Here is a 24,861-nt window from a genome sequence, read left to right as displayed (position 1 = left end):
GCTGGCTTGAGGCCCTTCACCTGTAAGAAACAGGCGGAGCGATCCGCCGCATCGGTGTCTGTGCTTCAGCGATGCACTATGGCACTCGGTCCGCGCTGGCCCACAGTCCCAAGGCTGGTTTGGGAATGAAGTAGACGTGCTCGCCATCCACTTCGTTCGGTCCGGCGTGCAGCTTTTGGGGGTTGTACTTCTCTAGCATCTGGTCCAGGTCGCCATATTCGTAGCCGACGGCTTCAATTTCTTCCTTCGTGAGCCCGCCTGGACAGTAGGTCACGCGGAAACGATTCTCGGGCGAACCGTGGATCAGATGGGCCGCAGCCCCCAGGTTCTTACGCAGGTCGGCATTTTGCTCGACCGCTTGCATGATCTCGGGTGTGGTGCGATAGCCGTACTTGTAGATCAAACGGTCGATCTCTCGATCCTCGCCGAACATTTTGACTCCTGGCCCCAGTACCACCAACTCGCCCTCGTCGGCGATGGCCATTCTGGTGCGATAGATGGCCTTGTTGCCGAGCCAAGTGCTATGGAACTTCTGTTCGTCGAGCCACACGACAAACTTCTTCGGCGGTTCTTCCAGCACGGTGAAGTTCACCTGCACCGACAACTCGGCTGCCCGGTGGAAGCACTCGACGTCGTCGCCGATAAACAGACCCCGCAGGGCGAGGCCGCCACGGTGGTTGTCGCCGACCACGGTCAGTACGTAGACCAGTGGCCAGTCCGCACAAAAAGTATCCTGGGCGTAGTTCAGGATTCGGCGCAGCGGGGTGTCGGCCACACCCATCATGCGTTCCATGCCGTAGGCCGCACCAATAAAGTGACTTTCGTTGATGCCCGCCTTACCACCGGTGCCGACGAAGATGTTCTTGTTGTAATTGGCCATGCCAATCACTTCGTGGGGAACCACCTGACCGATCGAAAGGACCAAATCGTGTTGCCGGGCCGAGAGCATCTTGTTGACCTCGACCGGCCATTCCTTATCGTAGATGCCTTCGGTCACTTCGGCGACAAAGTCGGCGGGCACCCGGCCGATCTCATCGACTTCGGTCCGCCAGCGATGGGGGCGGAACAAGTCTTTCGGCACCGACGGGAACATGCTGGTCAACTGCTCGTCGGACATCGGGTCGTGCGTACCGAGCGCGGGAAGCACATCGGTGAGCCGTTCGCCCCATAGCTCATGTACCAAGCAGGTGAGCATGCCCGCCTGGCTGTCGAGTCGCGTGTAGTCCGGCGGCAGAGCCAGCACCCGCTGGCGATTGCCGAGCTGCTGCATCAAGTCGCTCAGGGCCGCGCGGCAGTCTTCGGGAGTCAGTTCGGTATCGGCACCGCCAGCGGCGTAGTAGAGCGTCATCGGTTCAGGCGAAAAGGTTCGAGACGGAGTTGGGGAGTTTCCCCCGTAATGAGGTCAGCAACCGCGGCGGCGGTGCCGCTGGCCATTTGCAGGCCCGAGCGGTAGTGCCCCGCCGCGACAATCGTATTATGCACTCCAGGTACCCTGCCAATATAGGGCAACCCATCTTCCGAAGCCGGCCGCAAACCGGCCCAGCGGTCGGAAATTGCCTGTTGTTGCAGTTCGGGCACCAGCTGGCGGGCAAATTCCTCCAGCGAGCCGGTGCCGGTTGCCGTGGTGCATTTCTCGAAGCCCGCTTCCTCAACGGTGGAGCCGACCAACAAACGACCATCCACTCGCGGCACCATATATTGGTCGCCCCGATGCACAATGCCGCGCAGCGGTAGTTGCTCGAGAGGACCGAACGAGAGCATCTGCCCCCGCACCGGACGAACCGATATCCGCAAGTCCAGCGACTCCGCGACGACTGGACTCCAGGCCCCGGCGGCCAGAATCACATGCCCGACGGAGATCGATCCAGCCGAGGTCTCCACCTGTTCTGCATGATTGCCAGTCCGCACTATTTGCTGCACTTCCGCAGGGTGGCAAATCCTTACACCCAACGACTCGCAAGCCGCGACCAGCGCCTGACAGTGTTGGCGGTTGTGGATGCTCGCTTCCCCCGGTACGTGGAAGGCTGCCAAGGCACCGTCGGTGTTCAAATTCGGTTCGAGGTCGTCGATTTGATCGAGTTCGACGCTTTCGACCCTGATACCCAGGGTTCTCCAGTGGGAAAACTTGGCCGATAGGCGTGAGTGTTGGGCTGTGGTGTTGGCCAGATGCAGTGCGCCCAAGGTGGTCAGTTGATTATCGATACCGGTTGTTTCGGCAAGTCGCTGGGTCCATTCGGCGTTCATCTTTCCCGAGATCGCTGCCAGTTGTTCTAGCGCCGGGTGGTCGTCGTACCAGGAACCAGGCGGGAGGATTCCGGCTCCCGCCCAGGACGCCTCCTGTCCCGGAGTTTGCCGATCGACGACGACTATATCCGAGCCCGCCTCGCGAACCGCGAGTTCGTAGGCAATCGACAATCCAACCACGCCACCACCGATGACGAGAACCTCACACGAGTTAGGCAGCATTGCGGTCACGGCAGTCGTCGAGCGAGGGGCGGGGGCGTAGTAGAGAAATGAGGAGCAAGAGGTGGCTCATCCGCCGTTTTTTTGGAGCAAGCGTTCGAGCAGTACCGGATCGATCCTGCCTCGAAAGCGAACCTTGCCATCCACCACCACCACTGGCACGCAGGTGTTGTACTTTGCGAGCAGCTCGGGGCGCTCATCGATATCGGTGAGCGTCGGCTCGATGCCGTGCGATCGTAACAATTGGTGTGCATCGTCACAGAGGTGACAACCATCACGAGTGTAGAGCTCGAATTTCATGGAAATCTCAGCTGGGAGGCACCCCCTCGACGGAGGGGTTCTTGGCCCGTCTCGACGGCACGACCGGCAAGTTGTCCAGCTCGTAAGGTACGGCCAGATGCAGACTTGGAGAATCTATTTGCCGGGGTCCAGGCAGCCAGCCTACGATGGAATTGGAGGGGCAACCAGCCCCCACCCCCCCCTCAGCCGGCGGACAGCCAGCTGCCCAGCTCGCCCTCCTCTGACCTCGTGGTCGAGAACGCTTGAATGGAATCCGCGGGACCCATCCAGCGAGCATGGATGTACTCGAATAACTTGCACCCGAGAGGTCCCTATGTCGCGCCGTCGCTCGCAAGTCGCCAAGACGCAAGTCCGCTTCGTCAAACGACATAACACTGCTTGCGCGACGCGGAACGCCAAGCGGCATCATCCCCAGTCCAGGCGCACCAATGTGGGGCACTCAACGCTTCGCGAACCGTTCTCGCCGCCTGAAAACTGGTATGAACCTCATGGCGAAGGGGGCGATTACAAGATCGTTGTCCAGGATCCAGGTGCCGGCTATCGCCATGTCGTCACTCCACAACAGGTCCGCGATCGATTGGCGGCGTTGCCAGCGTCGTTTACCAAGGACTTGGAGGTCGTTCAATTCAGCCGTATCACTCGCAAGAAGCAAAGCTTCCCCTGTTATGGAATGCAGTGGGGATCAACTTTGTACCTGTACCCGCTGGAGGAGACGCTGGTCGAGAGCTTTGGCAGCCCTCCGCCTCCTACTTTTTACAATGAAGCCAAGATGTACGGTGGCGAGTGGCGCCAGGAGGCTGCGGATTGGACGCTGCACTGGACAGAGAACTCCATTCGCGACTTTTATCTCAATAACATCCTGATCCATGAACTTGGACATCTGCTGGACGAGCGGAACTCCACGTATCTCGATCGCGAGCGGTACGCCGAGTGGTTTGCCACGCATTACGGCTATTTGGCCACGGGCGGACTGGATGCTCGGCGGCCAAACCGCAAAATCCGCCGCCGCCACCACAAGTCGTAAGTTGATTCTCCCCGTTATTTGTCTTCGTGCGAGACTGGCGACTAGAATAGTGGAGTAGCTTACCCACATGGCGGAATGCCCGTCATTCGCCCTTTTCCCGACCTGAGAAGAAGCGGGACTCGCATGATCCGCACGACGAGCACCGTCGCCGTGTTATCCATATATATAGGGGTGATCTCCTCCGCGCTGGCGGTGGGAATCACCGAGCAGCGTCGGGAGCTGTCCCGGGCCGCCAGTTCGGTGAAGGCCGGCGAGCGATTCGCGAAAGCGGGCCGCGTCGAGGATGCCAAACAGTCCATTGCCGAGGCCCAGGAGGCACTGGCCGGCATCGCCGAGGGGCTCGACCAGCGATACGAGCCTCGCTTTAACCGTACCAAGGAGGATTTGGCCCAGCTGCATGCCGATCTTTCGGCCGTAGGCGTCAAATTGCCACCCCTGGCGGATCTGAAGCCCTCCCAGGACCAGCCGACCAATCCCGCAGGCGATTCGCCCCGCGGCCCCGCTGCCGGCGATCGGGTGAGCTTCGTCGACCACGTCAGGCCGATCCTCACCAGGCACTGCGGCAATTGTCACGTGGGTGGTAGTCGCGGCGGCGTCAGCTTCGCCAATTACAGCTCCCTGGTCGAAGGGGCCCCTTCCGGACGATTCGTCGAAGTCGGTTCGGGGGCCGAGAGTCTGCTGGTCGACGTCATCGCCAGCGGTCAGATGCCTCCCAGCGGTAACGGTCCCACACCACAAGAGGCCCGCGTATTGGTGACCTGGATCAACCAAGGCGCGGCCTTCGACGGCGACGACCCCACCAAGCCACTCGAGGCATTGAAGAAATCGGACATGCCCGCCAAACCGGCCGCCGATCCAGCCGCTCCCCTGCCCGACGCCAGGCCGATTCCGATGGCCACCGGCGACGAGTCGGTCAGTTTCTCTCTGGATATTGCTCCCTTGTTGGTCCAGTCGTGCAACGATTGCCACGGTGTGCAGCGGCCCCGTGCTGGATTCAGCGTGGCCAGTTTCCAGCGTCTTTGGCAAGGCGGTGACAGCGGCCCTGCCATCATGCCCGGCGATTCGAAGGGCAGTTTGCTGGTTGGCAAATTGCACGGCACGGCCGACGGCGCGCGGATGCCGCAGAATCGCCCGGCTTGGAAGGACGAACAAATCGTACTCGTGGCGCGGTGGATCGACGAAGGCGCGAAGTTCGATGGCCCCAGCGCTACCGAATCGTTGGCCCGCGTAGCGGCCGTGGTTCGCGCGGAGCGTTCCACGCCCGAGCAGCTTTCGGCCGATCGCCAGCAGCAAGCCGAATCGCAGTGGCGGCTGGCCATACCCGACGAGAAGGCCACCGTGGCCACCAGCAAAAACTTCCTGGCCATTGGCAATTTGCCTCCCCGTCGATTGGAACAGCTGGTTGGTGCTGCGGAGAACCAAGCCGGTGAAGTGCAGAAGTACTTCCAGCAGACGGGCACGCCCTTCAACAAGGCTCGCGTCACGCTATTCGCCTTCGATCATCGGATCGACTACAGCGAATTTGGCACCATGGTCGAACGTCGCAGCCTGCCGGCCGACCTGCGGGGACACTCCCAGTACGATCTCGTCTATCCTTACGTGGCGTTGGTGGTCGACTCCGGCGAAGACGAACCAGACGAGCAGCTTCTGGCACAACAACTGGCCACGCTGTGGGTGGCCAATCAGGCCGACGGTCGGTTGCCCGAGTGGTTTATCGATGGAGCCGGGATGGCGATCGCAGCGCGGCTTCACAAGAACAACCCGCTGGTCGAGACGTGGCGGGAACAGTTGCCCATTGCCCTGGCATCGCTGTCCGATGCCGAGGCGTTTACGAATGGCAAATTGCCGCCCGCAGCGACCGCTACGCTTAGTTTTGGGTTTGTCGACGCCCTGCTCCAGAAGCGAGCGAATCTCGAGCGACTGATGACTGCCGCCGCCGAAACGGGCGACTTCGAAGCCGCTTGCCAGCAGGTATTCAAGCGATCGCCGACGGAATTGGCGGAACTGTGGGTGGCTTCCGAACGCCGGCGGCGCTAAACTGCACGACAACATCGTTGGTCGTTTGACGTTGCGAAGTCTCCTTGCGTTGTGTGGGCTGAAGGTCTCCCTCCGTTGAAAAGCACTGTTCCTCCGATCCCGCTCGAAAACCTGATACTCGCCCTATTGCCGGTGTTGGTGGTCATCATCATCGTGCACCGCTGGGGCTTGGGTGTGTGGACTCCCTTGTACGCCACGGCACGAATGCTCGTGCAGCTGGTAGCCGTGGGGTACGTGCTCAAGTACTTGTTTCTTACCGACAGCCCCCTGGTCGTGCTGGCCACGCTGGCCGTAATGCTGTTTGCGGCCAGTTGGATATCTTTAAGACCGCTACAACGCAAGTCGGTCCAGCAGTACCTGTGGGCGTTGATCGCCATCGCGTGTGGTGGCGGCGGTGTTGTTCTCTTAATGACCCAGGGAGTGTTGCATCTGGAGACTTGGTACGATCCACGGCGCGTGATCCCATTGGCTGGCATGAGCCTGACCGCGGCCATGAATTGCGTGAGCCTGGCCGGCGAGCGGTTCGAAGCCGAGACCGATCGTGGCGCCAACTACCACGAAGCCCGCCGACAGGCGATGCAGGCGTCGCTGATTACGGTGACCAATTCGTTGCTGGCCGTGGGGCTGGTGTCGCTGCCAGGATTGATGACGGGCCAAATCCTGGCCGGCATCTCGCCGCTGATCGCGTCGCGTTATCAAATCATGATCATGTGCATGGTCTTCAGTGCCGGCGGCATCGCCGCGGCTATTTACTTGTCACTGAGCAAGCAGCAGGTCATGTCAAAGCCCGACGAGAGTTAAGTCGCAGTTATGTCGCAGTGCCGCGACTAAACGATTTGCTGCGACAAAACCCCCGTTGCGGCAAAACTGGGAGGTCGGCGTAAGTGTTTTCTGGGGCAGGACTTGCGTTCATTGTGTGAGTAAATGCTCTGTGAGTTGTTGCGCGCGTTTTGCCGCAGGTGCGACATTACTCCGTGAAGTCGGAGAAACCGGACGCAAGCCAGAGCAGTGAACTTCGGGCCACTGCTGTTTTAGCACAGTGCGTGTAAGATTTCGCCTTGTGGTGTGGAAGAAACGGCCGATTCGCCGGCCACGTTTGGCGAGTGGATGGACCTCGGCACGCAGATATCGACTATTCGTTAATTCTTTAACGAAATGGCTTGCGGCACTAGTTGGCTGCCGATATGATTCCGTTAATTCTTTAACGTTTCAGTGGGAGTCCTGTCATGGCTCGGCCGAAAGCGTCGGCGCTGACCGAACGCGAATCAGAAATCATGGCTGTATTGTGGGAACTCCAGTCGGGGACGGCGGAGGAAGTTCGCGCTCTGCTCTCGGGAGATCCGCACGACTCCACGGTCCGCACTCTGTTGCGGGTGCTGGTCTCCAAGGGGCACGTTGTGGCGGACAAGGACTCGCGTCCCGCTATCTACCGCCCCGCCGTGAAGAAACGTGCCATGCAGAAGCAGGTCGCTCGCGATTTGCTGCTGCGATTCTTTTCCGGCTCGGCAGAAGACCTGGTTCTGCAACTGCTCGACGACCAGCGTTTGTCTCCGCAGCAGTTGAAGAAAATCGAAGCCGCCTATCGCCGCAAGTCAAAAGGAGAGACAGAGACATGAGTGCAATTGTCAGCGACAGCAGCACGTGGGCATGGTATCTGGTTGACGTTGGCTGCAAATCGACGATTCTGGTTTGCTGCGCACTGCTTATCGATCGCACATTGCTGCATCGCCGGCCACTCGCCGCCGACACCCTATGGTCGGCAACGGTGCTGGTGCTCGGCGTGCTACCGGTTCTATGTCTGGTGACGCCGCGGATTTACATCCCGGTATCGACATCAGCAGTTACGCTGGACCCCAGTAATACGCCTGCGGTACCCGTTACCGTAGCCAACAGAGACACGTCTAGCGATGAATTCGTACAAGAGTTGCCGCAGCCGGTTGCGACGATTGAGCCGAGTCGAATTGCCAGCGCGCCAGCCGACCCTGCGCCTGTAGTGGACGCTGCCCCGCCCGCTACCGAAACCCCCAACTTGGTGTTCGTACTGGTTGCCTGTTATCTCGCCGGAGTCCTCTTCGCAAGTTTGCGGCTAGCTTTGTCTTATGGGAGCGTCCTGCGACTCCGCAGGAGTGCATCGCCGATCGCTTCTGGCCCGTGGGTCGAAGCCCTGGCAGAAATGAAGACGCATTTGGGAGTGGTGGGCACCGTGGAAGTCTATCAGTCTACGGAAGTTTCCGCGCCGCTGACGCTGGGCTGGCGAAGACCGGTGGTGATTCTGCCGGCATCCGGTCTGGAGGGGATCGACTCGGCCGCGATGAGCGTTGTTCTGTTGCATGAGCTGACACACATCGCCCGCCATGATTTTGCCAGAAACCTGCTGGCGAGGTGCGTTCAGTGCATCTACTGGTACAATCCGCTGATGCTGATGGTGGGCCGCCGCGCTGCACAACTTCGGGAGCTGATTTGCGACGGCGTCTGCGTCGCTTCGCTTGGTAATCCCGACGCCTATGTTCAGTTGTTGTTGGGCTTCGCCAAGGACATGGTGCGACGTCGACAGTTGGCACTGGGACTGACAATGGTGGGGATATCGAGGCTCGAGCACCGCCTCGAAAACCTGATGCCCCTCGGCCGAGTCCGGGCGACCATTGCCTGGCGCTGGGGAATCCTGCTGTCGGCCGTGGTCCTGTCGGTGTTCCTCGGTACTACCACCCTGGGGCAGCTTGCGGACGATGTGGATGAAGGCAACCGAGCTTCCGGCGTCACCATCGACGAAGTGATTGCAGGGCTGAAAAAGGCAGAGTCGTCCATCAAGACGCTCGCGGTCAACTGCGACGTCGAGTACGAAATCAATCTCACGGAGCCCGGCAAGCCGCTGCCGGACGACCTTCTGATTGAAGACGGGGCGGTGTCGATGCATCGCGTGGGAAGTGCAACCTGGGAGATAGACAAAAGCGGTGCTGGGCGTTTGGAGGCCACCTATTTGAAGACCAACACTCGTTTCGATGGGACACAACGGGAGAAACGAGAAGGATTTGTCTCCGTGTTCGATGGTACGCGGGGAGTTTTCGAAACCACCATCAGCTCGAAGGAAGGAACGGTCCTGTACCGCGATAGACGCCAGACCGATAACTTCACGCGAACGAGTGATTCGCCGCTTGATTTCTCCATCTGCAAGAATGGCCATCTGATCAGCGAATTGCTGACCCAACATGGAGGAGCCCTGGCAGGAAAAAAAGAGTGGGACGGCCGATCGCTAGTGGTAGTAGACGTGGAGCCAGTGAGGGTAAGGGACGACTACGTCTACAAGCAGCAATTCTGGGTCGATCCAGAGCGGAATTACCTGGTGGTGCGCAGATTCAGCCATGTTCAGCGGGGCGAAGGCTTGCCTTGGGGATTGCATCTGCAAATCGACCTTTCTTCCGTCCAAGAAGTTTCGCCCGGAATCTGGTTGCCTTTTCAAGTTGACAAGTGGAACTACCACGTTACCGAGGTGGGCCAAGGACACCTGGTCAGCAGGGAACACGTCGCCGTTTCGCAGTGGAAGGCCAACGCGCCAATTGCTCCCGAGCGTCTGAAATTGGTGCCCGGTTCTCTCGGCAGTATTGGTGAGCCGATCAGCCGGAACGAAGCCAACACCACGTCCGCCGGCGAAGTTCGCCCCACAGCCGCAGACGTACCCGATGGCTTTCGGCAGATGCTTGTTCGTGCGGTGGACAGTCAAGGTAAGCCGGTGCCCGGGACGCGCATTCACGTGAGTATCTGGCCGGCCGGAGAGTTCAAAACACTCAAACGCGACTACACCTCGGCCCCGGGCGGAAGCGTGAACGTCTTGGTGCCCGACCCACCCCGACTGTTTCGCGTCTGGACCCAAAAAGAAGGGTACGTACCGCTGTTTGCCCAGTGGTGGCCGGAGCAGCAACCCGACGGAGATCAGATTCCCAACGAGTTTACCTTTCAACTTCCCGCAGGTACGACAATCGGTGGGACCATCCAGGATGATCAGGGGGAGCCGATCGAAGGTGTGATGGTCGAAGTCATGCTTGCCAATCAAGTCGACGAAAGGCAGCGCCGTCCGGTCCCGTCGATCTGGCTAGCCGAAAGCCCCGGACCTGGCAATAACCCATGCACCACCGATGCGGAGGGAAAGTGGGAGTTGCACAACGTTCCCGCAGGAGACGACATTGTTGTTCGCCTTAAGCTGACACACCCCGACTATATTAGCGACTACCAATGGGGCGATTTGCAGAGTGAACAGGGGATTCGCATGGAGTCGTTGCGAGAAAAGTCGGCAGTGATTGTCATGCGCCGAGGAGTGAAGGTGTCTGGCGTCATTCGAGATGCCCAGCAGAATCCGGTCGACGACGCGGTGGTGATTTGGGGAGACGACCCCTACATTCAGACAGGAAGTCAGGAGGTAAACAGCGACGAGAAGGGTGCCTACCAGTTTGCTCCACTGAAGACGGGGCGAGTTCGGCTAACCGTGGTGGCGCCTGGCTGGGCTCCGCAAACTCGCATCGTCAAAGTGGATGCGGAGATGGGGCCGAGGGACTTTGAACTTGCCAAAGGACAGCTGCTGCGACTTCAGTTCGTGGATGGTGACGGCCAGCCAGTCCCCAATGTGTATGTTTCGATTGATCGATGGCGTGATTCGCAGGCACTCTACAACCACCGGCACCCGAACGTTCTGGACACGCACATTCCGGTACGAGCCACTGAACAAGGCGTGTACGAGTGGTCGTGGGCACCCGCAGACGCGGTGGACTATGCTTTCTCCGCCGATGGGTACCGCCGAGAGGTGCAATCCGTTACCGCCGATGGGACTACTCATGCGATCACTTTGGTGGCCGAATAGCCGCTGCCGGCATCGACGGTTAGCAGTTCGCCTGCTTTGGTCTCCGCACGGCAAACCTACACACCCGCGCAACACCAGCATCCCAATTTCTGGAAACTCTCCCAGCCGCCATTGTGACGCCATCACGCGAGACACTTATCCGCCGCGATCGAACTTTGCAAGAGAGCAGGACTCGAACGATTTTGAGAGCGAGCATTCATGGCCGTCCTGCACCCGTTGTGTTGGCAATCGCCAATCGACACACCGTGCATTGCGGCAAAGTCGGCATGCATCGCGATGTCAGACACGCCGCAACTGGTGGGAACGCTATGTACTTAAAGTCTTGCGTCGCCAATAGGTTCCCGCAGCAAACGCGCCTGCCAATACCAACATTCCGATGCTGGAGGGCTCAGGTATTTGAGTGACTTCGGCGGTGAAGCCAATGTTCTGGAAGTCGATCTGACGATTGCTGCCAGTGAGAAATGCGGTCACGTTTCGGACGTTCAAAGGAGCAGCCAGGGGGATATCTTGCGAGGCAATTCCTGGGCTGCTCCCCAAGTCGGGCTGTACCGACAAGGTGCCGACCTGGTTGCCGTTTGGACCGTAGAACACGAAATCGATGTTGTCCACATCGTAGTTTTCGCCGGTGTAGTTCCAGAAATGCAGCGTGCTGATGTCATAGGAAATACCGAGATCGAACTCGAGTTCCAGGCCACCGCCGACTTCATCCGCTGTAAACCAGATGTGGGTCGTTTGATTGTGAAATTCCTCTGCATCAGCCGACGGCGCGTCAATCACCTTCTCAATCGTCTGCTCGCCCGAGAACGTGTTGTTAAACGTGCCCGGAGAAGTTCCCTCTCCGACCGCCACGGTGATATTATCCCGATTGAGGTAGATCGATTCTGCCGTTGCAACGGAGGAGATTGCGAAGAGGCAGGCAGTCATAAGAAGTAGTTGTCGTCGTGGTGTCATTAGACCTGTCCTTGTAAGAGGTTACTCAAGATGATTGGAAAGCAACGCAAATAGAGATGCAATTTCAACTCTACCCCCGCCGATGGTGAGCATCGATTCTAGCTAGCCATCCCAGACAACTCAAGAAAGATTACTAGTAAGAAATGGGGCGAGCTTGACGTCAAGTCTACTGGTCGCGTCGATCGGTAACGGTGATCCCAAGCTCGGGTGCCATTTCAATCAAATGATCCAGGGCCACGGCGCGAGTGTTGCCTCCCATGTGAACCGTCTCGGCGGCGCCGCGGTGCGGAATGAACTTGACCTTGATGGAGCTTCGGCTCCTGCGTCGCTTGCGCGAGCCACCAGAGCGACGAACCAGGTCGATTTCCATGGATTTCACGTTCGTCAAGTCGATCGACGTCTTCGAGCTGCCAAGTATGCCACCCTGTATGTAGAGCAACTCGCAATCCAGCGTCACGTAGGTGTAGGGCCCAGTGAGCATCGGCCCGACGACGAACGCCAGGCCCAGTAGGGTAAAGAAGAACCCAGCTATCCGAGTCCTGCCATTGGAGGCTAAGCGACCACTGAGCATCAACGCTCCGATGGACACAACCGCGAGACCTATCAACACGAATATAGCGTAAAAGGTCCAGTGCTCGGACACTGCCAGTCGATCGCCTTGCTGCTGCGTGCGAACAAACAGCGGGCCACTACACCCGGCAAGTGACATGAGCGCGAAGACGAGCAGACTGCGAATCAGGGGAGTACGAAGCATGGGAGTCTTTAGAAGCAAAGTCGGATCGGCGATGGGTGTTGGAGTGCAATATTTCGCCCTGGAGAGGCGAATCTTGGCAGAAAACTCTTCATCACACAAACGCAATGCGGTTGCTAGTATCGCCGCAAAGAACCGTGTCGGTCCCAACATCCAGACCTGAATGCGGCTGAATTGTTTGCTAACTGCCCATGCTGTCGGCTTCGGGCCGAGAAGAACCTTCCGAGTCTCATCCCGGTCGCCCGTGGCGGCGTCCGCGAGGCGCAGCTTGGTGCCGGAGGGGATGGACGTGGAGGATCAGGCTAGCTAGGTGCAGGATTACGATACCGGAGAGGTGAGTCGGAGGTGCATTATTGCATCGGGTGGGCTTGATTGCGTTCGCAGAGCTGAACGCGTTTTTGGGGCGTTCCTTACGCCCAGTCGAGGGATTGCCCAGACATTTTCGTAACGAACCATAGCAGTAATGCATCGACAAATATTGTGTGTGCCACGCGAAGACTCGAAAGGAATAGAGCACGTATGAGCATCGATTCAACGGAGAACGTTGCACTGATCACGGGTTCGAACCGGGGTATCGGGCTGGAAGTGACGCAACAACTCGCAAGGCGCGGGTTTCACGTGGTGATTGCTGCCAGGAACGAGGCATCAGGGCGCAAAGCTGCCAGTGACATCGTCAGGGATGGTGGCCGGGCGACGTTCTTGCCTCTAGATGTGAGCAACTCGGACAGCATTGAAAATGCTGCCGCGCAGTTTGGTTCGGTGGCGGGGCACTTGAATGGACTGATCAACAACGCGGGCATCTATCCTGATGAAGGGGTGAGTGTATTGACGCTTTCGCGAGGGCAGCTGAAGGAGACGTTCGATACCAATACGTTCGGCCCCCTGGAGGTGACTCAGGCCTTTCTGCCCTATCTACGTCGCGCTGATTCGGCTCGCGTGATCAATGTTTCCAGCGGATATGGGCAGCTGGATGGAATGTCGCCGGATGTGCCCAGCTACTGTTTGTCGAAGCACGCTCTGAATGGGTTGACGATCATGCTGGTCGACGCACTGCGGGCAGACGACATTTCCGTGAATGCTCTTTGTCCGGGATGGGTGCGGACCGACATGGAAGGAAGCAACGCGACCCTGTCCGTAGAAGAAGGGGCCGACACTGCCATTTGGCTGGCCCAAGAAGCGCCGCACGAACTGACCGGGAAATTGTTCCGCGAGCGACAAGAGGTTAACTGGTAGGGTGTCGCCCCGCGCGCGGCGGCAATCGGTATGAGGAGTGCAGCGCAGGCCCTTGCTACCCCGCCTTATCGCCGAGCACAAACAAGGCGAACCGGCGGGCGAGTGGGTCCATCACCTTGCGGACCGTTGTTGGACGGACGAAGGCCAGATTGCCGATCAGCATCACCACGCCGAAGGTGATCATTCCCATGCACATCGCAATGAACAAATGCATGCCCACGGCCGTGGCCAGCATCCAGGGTCGCGTGAACCTTGGCCAGATGAGGAACGGGTAGAACAGCTCGAACGCCACGGTGGTGTGGGCCAGCAGGTTCATGATCCAGGGGAAATGGCCTAGCCAGGTGACGTCGAGCGACTGGTACTCGAGGCTGGCAATCGATAGCCAAATCGCCTCGCCGGTCCACCAAGTCTGTCCTTCCAGCTTGCCAAGTCCGGCATAGAGGTAGATGGCGCACATGTGCAATTGGATCAGCCGGATGGCGACGTTGGCCATCACACTCTTCGGCACATCGCCCGTGGCGCCTTTTCGCATTCGCCACAGTCGATCGACCGAGTACCGCGCCCCGCAAGGTCCCAGCATCAGGTACATCGCCAACAAGCAGTTGATCTTATCGAGACCGAAGTACGCACCGGGAGTGACGCGGACCGCATACATGATGGCAAAGAAAGCACTGAGTACCGCCACCCAGCGGCTGAACAGTCCGATCATGAGCATAAAGAAACACACCAATGCGACAATATGAATCAGCCATATCAAAAGCGGCGAATGCAAATGCTGGAACAAACTCCAGGCGAAGCTGGGTAGCATCCCATCTTCATAGTAGCCACGTTGAAAGGCGTAGTAGTCGAGTGGCAACCAACCGTTGGGGCCGAAGAAGGCGTACAGATCGCGCGACCACACCAGGTGGGTGTAGAACAGCATCGCACCGGCAAAGACACGAATCGCCGACAGCGTGGCCGGCGCCGTAGGCGTGAACCAGAAGCGATTCCAGGCGGCCCAAGCGTCGCCCCAGTATTCGGACATTCCCTCGCGAATGGTGCTCATTGTGGCCGCCCTCCGAAAATCTCCTCGGGCGGTGCTGAGTTCTCCCCATCGGGCGAAGGGGCCTCTTCAGTTCCGGATTTCAGCGCGGCATCGGCCGCTTCGACATCGGCTCGCGACTGACGGACTTGCGCTCGCGTGGAGTAGAGCGACTTATCGTCCAACGTTCTACCTTCGATGTTACGTTCGGCGTCGCCCAACCAATCGTAGTGCCGGAGAATGTCGTGCGCTATGTAGTTCACGGTAACCGACTCACCGCCATACTGTCGCAGAAGCTGTCTCGCGTAACCTTCCAGGATGAGATTGAGATTGGGGCCAGAACTGGCTGGTTGGTCGGCCAGCATTTTGTAGCGGTGGTATCGCAAACGCGGCCAGATCGTGTCAGGGTCGGGAAATTTCCCTTGCTTCACCACTTCGCCATCGGAATCGCGAATGTCGTACTCAATCAGGAAGCCCGCTCCCGGGTCGGGACCGAAGAATCCGTGACCGTGATTCAGATACAGAGGTTCGGCGTACCAGCGAAAGCCGGGCCACCCAGCCATGCTACTAATCGTTTCGGAGCTGCGACCATTGGCCAGCGGGTACAGGAACAGCACGAAGACGTGAAATGCTAACGCGATGCTAGCAGCGATGCGGATGGCGAGGCTGGGCCCAGCTCCGCTGCTGGCAGCCTTTGGTGGGGGCTGCTGCGGGTCCGATTTCTTTCCACCTGAACTCATGCTGCCTCTCCTGCGAGCCTTCGCCCAACTACCTTGCTGGGGCCCAGAAACTACCAAAAATGCCCAAACCGCCCGATAGCAATCTGGGCAGATAATGGCGGGGTACCGGGGCGTACAGGGCGGCGTGGGGCCCCTGCAGCCGATGGTCATCAACAAAAAAAGCCGTCCTCCGTTGGGCACGAAGGACGGCTTGCGATTCTATGTCATCAACAAACAGCGTTGGGCCAGTGCGTCAGTCACGCAGAGCAACTTGAGACCCGCTGAAGTGGAAGTCGAGCGATTTCTCCTCGCCGCCAATCAGCGTGATCGTCTTCTCCTGGCGCTCACCCGCGTGCTCGACGATCACCTGGTAGTTGGCCCACTCTTGTCCAGCAGGCAACTTGGTGGTGATGTACTGGCGGTCGATGCCGGAACGCTCGGTGGCTGCACCAGCCAGCGTTACCTTGGCATCGGCAGGCACGTGTAGGTTGAGCGTGGTGGCGACAGCCTCGGCCTGGGCCGGGGCGGCGAAAGCCAATAGCTCTTCGCTACCGGAGGTCAAGGTTACATGACGCTCTTCGCTAACGGTCTTGCCATCGACGGTGTACTCGACACGCACATCGTACGAATAGTCGCGACCCGATTCGAGACCGTGCGAAATATACTGACGCTCGGTACCAGTGCTGGTGGTCTCCTTGCCATTGACGTACACCACGGCATCAGCTGGCACGTTCACACGCAGCATTCCACTGCCAGTCGAACTCTTGGTGTAGACTTCGTCGTGAACCACGGGAGCACTGTTGCTGCAAGTCGAGCAGCCGCAATCGCTGCTGTGCGACTCGTAGGAAACGGGAGTGCTGTAGCCGCCGTAGCTGCCGCTGGAACCGTAGCTACCATAGCTGCCACTCGAACCGTAGCTGCCATAGCTGCCACTGGAGCCATAGCTGCCGTAGCTGCCACGAGCCATGCGGCGGGCGATCTTGCGGGCGCGATGACGGGCGAACAGACCACCATGCGAGCCGTAGCTGCCGGACGAGCCATAGGACACCGAGTAGCTGCCGTAGCTGCCACTCGAGCCGTAACTGCCGTAGCTGCCGCTGGAACCATAACTGCCGTAACTGCCGCTGGAACCGTAGCCTCCATAGGAACCGCGGCTTCCCCAGAACGCTTGCGAATCGCAAGCCAGTGCTACAAGCGCCACCAGCGCGAGCGAGGTAGTCAACAAATGCTTCATAACTGTGTCACACTCCCTAAGATTCACCTGAAAAGCGAAATGTGGTTAGGCGCAAAGCCCCCCACCAAGTCCTAACCAGAATACCACTCGCTAGCTTCAAATCAAGCAAGGAGAGTAAAAAACGGCGGTTTTGACGAGTTGGCCAGTCAGGTGAAGGGGGCGGCTTAGGGGTTATATCGGTCCCCCGGCGCGCAGCCTGAGCGGCGGCCAGCCACATTGGCCACCTCAGGGCTTCGTAGACGACACTCTCAGGTCGTCCAGGTCCAACTCGCCAGTGGCCCCTAGTAGCCCAATGCGAATGATCGCTTCGCGGCTATGGACTGGCACCTGGATGACTTGCTGGTACGTGGTCCAGTCGAACGTGTCGCGAAAGGGCCCGACGGCCTCGGTGCCAAGCATGCCCCGGCGTTTGTCGTAGAACGTGATTGCCACGTAGGGCCACTGCGTGCGATCTTGTCCCGGGCGGATTGATTTGCCGCGGATCCGGAAACTCAATCGCAGGTGCGATACTTCGCGGCCGTCAATGGCGAAGCCCTGCAGAGCGCGACAACCTCGGCCCGGGTCTTCGTTGGCGAAGTGAATGAATCGTTCGCCTTGCGCCGCATCGCTGGAGTCTTCGATGATCTCTGCCTGCCGCAAGTAGTGCCAGCCTTCGGGCAGTTCGTTGTCTCCCATCACCGTTTCAAAGCCGCCGTTGACCAGTTCGGGATGTTGAGGATCGGGCTGGCGCTGCCGGCGTTGTTCAGCGGTGCCTGTCATCGGCACGAACAATGTGGCCCGCAGCGCTTCGGACTCCAACTGTCCGTCGTGCTTTCGAAACAGATAGAAGTTCTGCTGATACCGTTCGCCCACGGGGACAATCATCAACCCGTCGTCTGCCAATTGGTCGATCAACGGTTGAGGAACCTTTTCTGGCGAGCAAGTAACGATGATTTTGTCGAATGGTGCCGCATCGGGCCATCCCTGAAATCCATCGCCGATTTTGGTGTGCACGTTTTTGTACTTCAAGCGGCGGAGTGTCTTCTCCGCTTGACGGCCGAGTGCGGGAACGATCTCGATGGAGTAGACATCGCGCACCAGTTGGCTGAGTACCGCCGCCTGGTAGCCTGAGCCAGTGCCGATTTCGAGCACGCGGTCGTCGGGTTGAGGATCGATCTGCTCGGTCATGTAAGCCACAATGAACGGAGGCGAGATCGTCTGTTTCGAACCGATGGGCAGCGCCATATCGTAGTACGCCCGGCTGCGCTCGCTACGCGGCACGAATTCGTGACGGGGTGTGCGGCGAATCGCTTCGATGACGCGTTCGTTCTCCACGCCGGCGCCCACCACCTCGTCGTCCACCATCCGGTCACGCATTTCTTCCCAATTGCTGAGCGACTGAGCCAGGACGGGGCTCCTGCAGCACATCAGAGCGAGGCAGCCAAACAGTGAGAGGCGGACGGTAGGGTTCATGGCAGGTGGTGAGGTTGGGCTGGTAGAAACGGGGCGAAGCGGCTTCTCGCGTGTATCGGCGGTAGCGCTTACAATCACAACATACCATCATACATTCCCTGAATAATCGGGTCGCATGACAACCACTTCAGTCGATACAACACGAACTATTGCCGATTTTCGGGACGAGATGTCCCGCAGCGCGCAGATGGCCTATTTCGACCACGCCGCGCTTTCTCCCCTGCCCCGCGCCACGGCCGAAAGAATCAGTCGGTTTGCCGATCAATCGGCCGAAGTGGGCAACGTGAACTGGCTCGAGTGGCTCGGCGAGGCCGAAGAGTGTCGCGGAGCGGCCGCCACCCTGATAGGTGCGTCGAGTGAGGAAATTACTTTCACCCCTAGCACGACATTTGGGATTAACATCGTCGCCGAGGGACTCGATTGGCGCGAAGGTGACAACGTGGTGACGTTGGCCGATGAGTTCCCCACTAACCTCTACCCTTGGCTGCATCTCGAGTCGCTGGGCGTCGAAACTCGGCAGATTCCCACCGACAACGGGGCGGTCGACTACGACCAGCTGGCGGCCGCGTGCGATTCGCGGACCCGTGTGGTGTCGGTCAGTTGGGTTGGCTATCAAACCGGCTACCGAGTCGACTTGGAGCGAATCGCCGAAATCTGCCAAGCGAAGGGCACTCTGTTCAATCTCGACGCCATCCAGGGCTTGGGCGTTTTTCCAATTGATGTCTCGCAACTGCCGGTCGACTTCCTGGCCACCGGCGGACAGAAGTGGCTGCTGGGCCCCGAAGGCATTGGCTTTGCCTACATTCGCCGCGAGCACCTGGAAAAACTTCGCCCGATGAACGTTGGGTGGAACAGCGTGGATCATCCATTCGACTACACCAACATCGATCTGACATTCAAGCCGAGCGCTGCGCGTTTCGCTGGCGGAGGCTGGAACATGTGCGGCACCCTGGCGATGGGGCAGAGCCTGAAACTGCTCAACTCGGTGGGCGCCGCTGCTCTGGCTCAGCAGGTGCTGGACTATACCGATCTGGCTTGCGAACGGCTGGCTAGCGCCGGCGCCAGGGTGACGACCAACCGCGATGCTTCGCATCGAGGTGGAGAACAACGCTCGGGTATTGTGTTCTTTGAGCTGCCAGATCGCGACCCGGTGGAGTTCCGCAAGGAGTGCATTCGTCGCAACATCGTGCTGAGCTGCCGCGCCGGCCGATTGCGAATCAGCCCCCATGCATACAATATCGAAGAAGATTTGGACCGCCTGCTGGAAGTAGTGCGGGACAGCTAGCTGGTAGTGCTACCAGACCGACGAGGTGGATCTTGTCGGCCATTTAACCAACTGTCGACTTTTCCTGTTTCCGGATACTCGACTATGTCAAGGCGAGCAGTTTATACCGGTTCTTTCGATCCCATCACGCTGGGGCACCTGAACATTATTCAGCGTAGCAGTCGGCTGGTGGACGAACTGGTCGTAGGGGTTGGCATCAACATTGAGAAGCAATCGCTATTCACAGCCGATGAGCGGGTGACGCTGATTGAACGCGTTACTGCCGATCTGCCCAATGTGATCGTCAAGCAGTTCAATGGTCTGGCGGTAACCTTCGTTCGCGATTGTCGCGCGCGGGTTATCGTTCGGGGCGTGCGTTCGCTCTCGGACATTGAGACAGAGTTCACCATGACGCTTGCCAATCGCAAGCTCGATCCGGACATCGAAACCGTCTTCTTGATGGCCGACGAGGAGTTTACTCACGTTTCCAGTTCGTTGATCAAGCAGATTACGTCGCTCGCGGGCGATGCAGAACTCGCGCGGTTCGTCCCCGAATCGATTGTCAGCGACTTGCGCGCGAAGCTGGCTGACGATCAACTGGCCGTGCCAGAGGACTCGCGATAGCGCGTTGGCGTTGCAGAATCAACCGACTACGCGAAGCACCTGCATGAAGATGGCCAGTAGGCCCACGATGGCCAGGCCATTGCGGATGTTCTCGAACAAGCTGTCGCTCAGCAGTGAGGAAGCGGGGGCAACTGCGTCATCGGGGCCACTGTCCGCGGCTTGCTGATCCTGCTGTGCTTGCGGCCAGCCTCCGCTGGGTGGTTCGGCTGAGTTGGTTGCAGTCCCGGACGACCAGTTAATCTGCGGTTTCTCGGCCGCATGCGAGTCGGGCCAGCCATCAGCGGGCGGCTTCTTTGGTTTCTGATGTTCGGCTACCGAGTCGCAGCCAAAGCAAATGTCGCCCAAGTCGCCCTGAGGGCGGCAAACGCCCCCTTCGCAAACCATGCCGGGACGGGCGTTGCGGCACGTGGGACAGGTCGAAGGTGTGGAGGCCGCCGGGCTGGCGGGTTTCAGTGCTACCTGTGGCGCAGAGTCCTGCTGGCCGATGTCGGGCGCAAGTGAAGCCAGGAACGTCTTCACGCGGCCCTCGAAACTGCCGAGTGTGGTACCCTGCCCTGCCCCGAACAATACGCCGGCCATCTCGCCACGGTCGTTAAAGATCGGTCCACCCGAGTCCCCTTGCCGGGCTTGCACGTCGAGCTCTACCAGTTCCTGCGGCAGATTGAGCCGAGGCGCATAGAACTGCGTGCACCGGCCCGTGGCGGCGCGGTAATTGCCACTGCCGTAACCGCAAATGGTGAGTCGGTCGCCCGGTCGTGGCGGTATCGTGGCCATGCGCACGGGTTCGCAAGGCGGTCGCCAGATTACCAACGCGGCCAAATCCCACTCGCTGTCCATCTTCAGCGACCGGGCTTGCGATACGAAGCCCGAGGGAAACGTCACCTCAATCGGACCCTGTGCCGCGTGCACCACATGCCAGTTGGTCAGCACCAGTCCGTAGTCTTCGCGGGCGTCCACCAGGGTGCCGCTGCCGTAAGCCGTGCCATCGGCTTCGGGCACCTTGATCCGCGCAACGGCGGGATGGGGTGTTTGCCGCGCAGCAGCCACGGGCCACTGCGCCAGGGACGCAGTGAAGCAGCCAATCAGCGCGATGATCAAATGGCATCGCATGGGGGGAGAGGAAATCCGCGGTGGGAGGGCAGCTAAGGGAGAGAGAGTGGCGGGCCGTGGGGGCTTGAGTCACGTCGCCCTCGCAGTTGGCAACGTGAGGCAAGTATTGGGCATATCAATTCACCAATCGGAATCGAGAGACCTTACGGCGCTCTTCGTTTTCGACGATCAACTGCAGTAGCCGCTGTCGAAGCGACTGAATCTCGTCGTGTTCAACCTGGTGAAGCTCGATCCGCCGGAGGGGCTCTACCTCGGGGTAGCGATTCGATGTGGCATAGGCGTGCGGGTTGGAAGTAAGGGGAAGGATGTGAGAATTGCGCTGGACCGAACGCATGGCGTCAACCTTTCATGCGGCAATTGGACGGCCTCCTTTCAAATCCTCTTTCCGCTCGGGGAAATCCTGCCCGCCGTTGTAGAGCTGCTTGAGACGTTCTAACTCGCGACGGAATGCCTGTTCTGCAAACTTGGTGAGCGTCATGTGGGCCGGGTGGCCGGCCAGGTGGTAGGCAGCGTCGCGGGCTTCGTTCAATAGCTCCGGGGGCAGGTACAACGTCGCACGAACCTTGCGCGACGGAAAACGTATCGATTCATTCATGGCAGGCTTGGTGGTGCGTTGCGCCGCAAGGCCGACCATGCACTACTCGTACGGGCCTGCCAGACGGCTGTTACAGCTTGCTAGAAAGAAAATCGGCAAATGCACGAAAGGACTGCAAACGTATGACGTTGCGCCGCAAGGCTTGGCCGAGCCGCACGACGGGTAGCGGCCGCAAGGGTTGCCTGAAGAGAACAAGCGGTCGGCTATCGGCCAGCCGCCAGAATGGTGTCGACCACACCGTCAATGGTGTACTGCTTGGCCACCGCGGTCGCGGGGTAGCCGAGTTGGTCGAGTACGCCGGCCGTCAGAGGACTGATGGCGGCGAGTTTCGTGCGATGGAGTTGCTCGCCGAACAATTGCACCAACGAACGCGCAATGGCCGAGCTGGTGACAGTAATCCAGTCGACGTCGCCAGCGGTGAGTGCGGAGGCGACCTGCGCGTCGGGTTCCGTCACGTCGAAGCTATTATATACGACCACTTGATCGACTTCGCCTCCTGCCGAGCGGAGGGTATCGGCCAGCACTTCGCGGCCACGGCTGGCACGCAGCAAGAGGAAACGCTGGCCTTTGGCCGTGGGCGACAGCTCCGCCGCGAGCGCTTCGGCGCGGTACTCCGCTGGCTTGAGATCGACATCCAGATCGCGCTCGGCGAGTGCCTGGGCAGTGGCTGGACCAATGGCGGCCAGTTTCACTCCCCCTAGCGCACGCCAGTCGAGGCCCTGCTGGCGTATGCGATCGAGAAAGTACTCCACGCCATTGCGGCTGGAAAACACCAGCCAGTCGTATTCGTCCAACTCGTCGATGGCGGTATCGACCGGTGCCCAATCGGTGGGCGCGGAGATGTCGATGGCCGGTTGGCGGAGTACGGCCGCGCCGAGCTCCTCCAGGCGACTGCACATGGTATCGGCCTGGTGCTCGGCGCGGGTCACCAGAATGGTCTTGCCAAAGAGGGGCCGATTCGTAAACCAGGCGGCCAGCTTTTCATGCGCTACCACGGGGCCGACGATCACGACCGCTGGCGGACGGACCTTGCCCGGGGCCAGCACGTCGGCCACTTCGTCGAGCCGGCAGGTCCATTGTTCCTGTGTGGGGCGCGAACACCATCGCACAATGGCCACTGGCGTGTCGCCCGGTTTGCCACCCGCGAGCAATGCCTGGCTCCAGTGCGGGGCGGTCGTGATCGCCATGTAGAATACTAATGTGCCTGGGAATTTGGCCAACGCCGCGTAGTCGAGTCCGTCCGCTTCGTGCTTGCCTGCTTGTTCGCGACCAGTGACAAAGGCCACACACGAGGCGTGCTCGCGGTCGGTCAGTGTGATGCCGGCGTAGCTGCCAGCGGCCACGGCGGTCGTGATGCCGGGCACGATCTCGAATGGGATTCCTGCCTCAGTCAGCTCCACTGCCTCTTCGGCCACGCGTCCAAAGATGCCAGGATCGCCGCCCTTGAGTCGCACGACCAGTTTGCCGGCGGCAGCATGTGCGACCATCAGTCGACTGACTTCTTGTTGCGACATAATCCGACCGCCGTGTCGCCCCAGGCAGATCCGTTCCGCCTGCGGAGAGGTGTGCCGCAGCAAAAGGGGGCTGGCCAGATAGTCGTACAGCACCACGTCGGCCTGGGCCAGGCATTCGGCACCCCGCACGGTCAGTAGCCCCGGATCACCGGGCCCCGCTCCTACCAAGAATACTTTGCCGATATGGTCTGTCATGCCTGCTATTCTACGCACCAGGGCGGTATAACGTCAGCGGCCGTTTACTGGATTGGAAAACCGTGGGGAGTGACTCGACCAAGGCGGGTGGTTTAGAATTCCAGCCGCGTAAAAGTCGGGTCGTTTTCGAAAGTCCATAGCTGTAATGATGTTGATTTCCACTGAGGTGCGTCGCTGCCAAGAGTTGTTGGAGCGGCTTTCGCTGGATAGCACCGTTTTTGGTGCTGCGGTGTGCGGTGCATTGCCAGGGTGCCTCGAGCGGTTGAAGGTGGTCCGTCCGCTGTTGTTCCGCGATCCGCTAGCCGTGCAGGCTTCGGGCATATCGGACAAACTGTGCAACGTGCTTTCGGTTGACGAGTCCGCCGAAGTCGTGGATGTGAAGAAGACCTTGGAGCCGGCCGCGATAGACGAGATTGCAGGTCGTTTGCAGCAGGGAGCTTACGATTGTGTCGTAGCTGTCGGCGGTGGAGCCACGATAGATGCTGCCAAGCTAGTGTCGCTGGCGGCTTCGAACGCTTGCTGCATTGTCGACCTGCTGGACGGTACTCCTAAACCCAATCGGTACCCTATTATCGCGGCGCCGACGACGGCCGGCTCAGGCAGCGAAGCGACCCATTTTGCTGTATTGTATGTGGGGCAGGAAAAGCACTCGGTGGCGGATCCAAGCCTACGACCTCGCCTGGCGGTGGTCGATCCCGCGTTGAGTGCTACGGCACCAGAGCGAGTGGCCGTGGCGGCAGGCCTGGATGTGCTGTGCCAATCGATCGAGTCGCTGTGGGCACAGCAAGCTGGCGAAAGGTCGTCTGCCTGCGCCAGCGAAGCTCTCCGGCTGGTTGTGCCGAACTTGAAGCCGGCGACTATTGACGGCGACCCACCAGCCCAAACCGGCTTGGCGATGGCATCGCACCTGGCGGGGCACGCCATCGACCGTAGCTTCACGACCATTTGCCATGCCCTGTCGTATTACCTGACCAGTCATTTTGGCATTCCCCACGGCGTGGCCGCAGCGGCAACGCTTCCAGCCGCTGTGTTGTTCAACCACGGTTCCGCCCCAGGGGCAGATCGATGGTTCCGTGAACTTGGCAGCGTTTTCAACTGTGACGACGTTCAAGGGATTGCCAGCGGGCTGGTACAGCTTATTCGATCGGTGGGGGCAGCCGCCAGCATCAGCGAACTGGACCTGCCCGCCGAATATGACGCCGCGGAGCACGCCGCGAGCATCAACATCGAGCGGCTGAAAAACAATCCTCGTGAGTCGAGTTTAGAAGATGTTCGGCGGATCCTGCGGACCGAATTTGATACCGAGGGAATTGGTCGAAACTTCGCATAGCGATCGACGGCCGCGGTGGCCATTCACGTATCTTCTCGACCTCTGGCAGGTGCTCGAAGACGAAACTTGCTGATTTGGCCGACTTGGTCAGCGTGAACGCGTCGTACAGCTTGCCCTCCGCCGGTCTGGCCTCAAAGTAAATTCATTCGTGACGGACCCGATCCATCTGAATAGGTTGCACACCCCAAGTGACAC

22 protein-coding genes are annotated in these 24,861 nt (G+C 59.5%); 9 read left to right on the top strand and 13 right to left on the bottom strand.

Going from position 1 to position 24,861, the window contains the following annotated elements; translation table 11 throughout:
• Positions 1 to 76: 76 nt before the first annotated feature.
• The 3 genes from NG895_RS15575 to NG895_RS15565 all read right to left on the bottom strand — a co-directional run bounded on the left by NG895_RS15575 (position 77) and on the right by NG895_RS15565 (position 2,763).
• Positions 77 to 1,348 carry a nickel-dependent putative hexonate epimerase gene (locus tag NG895_RS15575; RefSeq protein ID WP_252853446.1) on the bottom strand — a complete coding sequence of 424 codons (1,272 nt, stop codon included), beginning with the start codon at positions 1,346 to 1,348 and terminating at the stop codon, positions 77 to 79.
• A complete protein-coding gene (thiO, locus tag NG895_RS15570) occupies positions 1,345 to 2,466 on the bottom strand; it encodes a glycine oxidase ThiO (RefSeq protein WP_252853659.1) in 1,122 nt (373 codons plus the stop codon). Before thiO ends, NG895_RS15575 begins: the two co-directional genes overlap by 4 nt.
• Positions 2,467 to 2,532: 66 nt before the next feature.
• Positions 2,533 to 2,763, bottom strand: a complete 231-nt coding sequence (locus NG895_RS15565; RefSeq protein WP_252853445.1) for a glutaredoxin family protein — start codon at positions 2,761 to 2,763, stop codon at positions 2,533 to 2,535.
• Positions 2,764 to 3,076: 313 nt separating this feature from the next.
• Here NG895_RS15565 and NG895_RS15560 point away from each other — a divergent pair, with 313 nt between their 5' ends.
• From NG895_RS15560 to NG895_RS15540, 5 genes are all read left to right on the top strand, one after another.
• Complete coding sequence (locus NG895_RS15560; RefSeq protein WP_252853444.1) at positions 3,077 to 3,787, top strand: hypothetical protein; 711 nt, start codon at positions 3,077 to 3,079, stop codon at positions 3,785 to 3,787.
• Positions 3,788 to 3,910: 123 nt separating this feature from the next.
• Positions 3,911 to 5,824 (top strand): c-type cytochrome domain-containing protein, encoded by a 1,914-nt coding sequence (locus NG895_RS15555; RefSeq protein WP_252853443.1) that lies wholly within the window; start codon positions 3,911 to 3,913, stop codon positions 5,822 to 5,824.
• A 75-nt stretch (positions 5,825 to 5,899) separates the two neighbouring features.
• Positions 5,900 to 6,625, top strand: a complete 726-nt coding sequence (locus NG895_RS15550) for an ABC transporter permease (RefSeq protein ID WP_252853442.1) — start codon at positions 5,900 to 5,902, stop codon at positions 6,623 to 6,625.
• Between the two features lie 425 nt (positions 6,626 to 7,050).
• Entirely contained in the window at positions 7,051 to 7,440 is a 390-nt protein-coding gene (locus NG895_RS15545) for a BlaI/MecI/CopY family transcriptional regulator (RefSeq protein ID WP_252853441.1), read from the top strand.
• Positions 7,437 to 10,673 carry a M56 family metallopeptidase gene (locus tag NG895_RS15540; protein WP_252853440.1) on the top strand — a complete coding sequence of 1,079 codons (3,237 nt, stop codon included), beginning with the start codon at positions 7,437 to 7,439 and terminating at the stop codon, positions 10,671 to 10,673. Before NG895_RS15545 ends, NG895_RS15540 begins: the two co-directional genes overlap by 4 nt.
• A 306-nt stretch (positions 10,674 to 10,979) precedes the next feature.
• Here the strand turns inward: NG895_RS15540 and NG895_RS15535 are convergent, their stop codons facing one another.
• Both NG895_RS15535 and NG895_RS15530 read right to left on the bottom strand, forming a co-directional pair.
• Positions 10,980 to 11,624 (bottom strand): PEP-CTERM sorting domain-containing protein, encoded by a 645-nt coding sequence (locus NG895_RS15535; RefSeq protein WP_252853439.1) that lies wholly within the window; start codon positions 11,622 to 11,624, stop codon positions 10,980 to 10,982.
• Positions 11,625 to 11,790: 166 nt separating this feature from the next.
• Entirely contained in the window at positions 11,791 to 12,378 is a 588-nt protein-coding gene (locus tag NG895_RS15530; protein WP_252853438.1) for a hypothetical protein, read from the bottom strand.
• Positions 12,379 to 12,894: 516 nt separating this feature from the next.
• Between NG895_RS15530 and NG895_RS15525 the strand changes: the two genes are divergently transcribed.
• Positions 12,895 to 13,608 (top strand): SDR family NAD(P)-dependent oxidoreductase, encoded by a 714-nt coding sequence (locus NG895_RS15525; RefSeq protein ID WP_252853437.1) that lies wholly within the window; start codon positions 12,895 to 12,897, stop codon positions 13,606 to 13,608.
• A gap of 55 nt (positions 13,609 to 13,663) precedes the next feature.
• Here the strand turns inward: NG895_RS15525 and NG895_RS15520 are convergent, their stop codons facing one another.
• The 4 genes from NG895_RS15520 to NG895_RS15505 all read right to left on the bottom strand — a co-directional run bounded on the left by NG895_RS15520 (position 13,664) and on the right by NG895_RS15505 (position 18,034).
• Positions 13,664 to 14,653: an HTTM domain-containing protein gene (locus NG895_RS15520; protein WP_252853436.1), complete on the bottom strand. Its 990-nt coding sequence runs from the start codon at positions 14,651 to 14,653 to the stop codon at positions 13,664 to 13,666.
• On the bottom strand, positions 14,650 to 15,369 hold the full coding sequence (locus NG895_RS15515; protein ID WP_252853435.1) for a hypothetical protein: 720 nt from the start codon (positions 15,367 to 15,369) through the stop codon (positions 14,650 to 14,652). Before NG895_RS15515 ends, NG895_RS15520 begins: the two co-directional genes overlap by 4 nt.
• Before the next feature lie 232 nt (positions 15,370 to 15,601).
• On the bottom strand, positions 15,602 to 16,582 hold the full coding sequence (locus NG895_RS15510) for a TIGR03000 domain-containing protein (protein ID WP_252853434.1): 981 nt from the start codon (positions 16,580 to 16,582) through the stop codon (positions 15,602 to 15,604).
• A 225-nt stretch (positions 16,583 to 16,807) separates the two neighbouring features.
• Entirely contained in the window at positions 16,808 to 18,034 is a 1,227-nt protein-coding gene (locus tag NG895_RS15505) for a protein-L-isoaspartate(D-aspartate) O-methyltransferase (protein WP_252853433.1), read from the bottom strand.
• A 115-nt stretch (positions 18,035 to 18,149) separates the two neighbouring features.
• Between NG895_RS15505 and NG895_RS15500 the strand changes: the two genes are divergently transcribed.
• Together NG895_RS15500 and coaD are read left to right on the top strand one after the other, a co-directional pair.
• Complete coding sequence (locus NG895_RS15500) at positions 18,150 to 19,319, top strand: aminotransferase class V-fold PLP-dependent enzyme (protein WP_252853432.1); 1,170 nt, start codon at positions 18,150 to 18,152, stop codon at positions 19,317 to 19,319.
• Between the two features lie 84 nt (positions 19,320 to 19,403).
• Positions 19,404 to 19,922, top strand: a complete 519-nt coding sequence (gene coaD, locus NG895_RS15495; protein ID WP_252853431.1) for a pantetheine-phosphate adenylyltransferase — start codon at positions 19,404 to 19,406, stop codon at positions 19,920 to 19,922.
• A gap of 18 nt (positions 19,923 to 19,940) precedes the next feature.
• Here coaD and NG895_RS15490 read toward each other — a convergent pair whose 3' ends face one another.
• The 4 genes from NG895_RS15490 to cobA all read right to left on the bottom strand — a co-directional run bounded on the left by NG895_RS15490 (position 19,941) and on the right by cobA (position 23,336).
• On the bottom strand, positions 19,941 to 21,032 hold the full coding sequence (locus NG895_RS15490) for a S1 family peptidase (RefSeq protein ID WP_252853430.1): 1,092 nt from the start codon (positions 21,030 to 21,032) through the stop codon (positions 19,941 to 19,943).
• A 115-nt stretch (positions 21,033 to 21,147) separates the two neighbouring features.
• Entirely contained in the window at positions 21,148 to 21,366 is a 219-nt protein-coding gene (locus tag NG895_RS15485; RefSeq protein WP_252853429.1) for a hypothetical protein, read from the bottom strand.
• 12 nt (positions 21,367 to 21,378) lie between these two features.
• Positions 21,379 to 21,627 (bottom strand): hypothetical protein, encoded by a 249-nt coding sequence (locus NG895_RS15480; RefSeq protein WP_252853428.1) that lies wholly within the window; start codon positions 21,625 to 21,627, stop codon positions 21,379 to 21,381.
• Between the two features lie 203 nt (positions 21,628 to 21,830).
• Positions 21,831 to 23,336, bottom strand: a complete 1,506-nt coding sequence (cobA, locus tag NG895_RS15475) for a uroporphyrinogen-III C-methyltransferase (protein ID WP_252853427.1) — start codon at positions 23,334 to 23,336, stop codon at positions 21,831 to 21,833.
• Between the two features lie 148 nt (positions 23,337 to 23,484).
• On the opposite strand from cobA, the gene NG895_RS15470 reads away from it, so the two are divergent.
• A complete protein-coding gene (locus NG895_RS15470; protein WP_252853426.1) occupies positions 23,485 to 24,666 on the top strand; it encodes an iron-containing alcohol dehydrogenase in 1,182 nt (393 codons plus the stop codon).
• The last annotated feature ends 195 nt before the right edge of the window (positions 24,667 to 24,861 follow it).

Origin of the sequence: Aeoliella straminimaris (genome assembly GCF_024054565.1) — a bacterium.
Lineage (GTDB): Bacteria > Planctomycetota > Planctomycetia > Pirellulales > Lacipirellulaceae > Aeoliella > Aeoliella straminimaris.
Note: the sequence above shows the minus strand (reverse complement) of the source record. Positions and strands in the feature narration are given on the sequence as shown.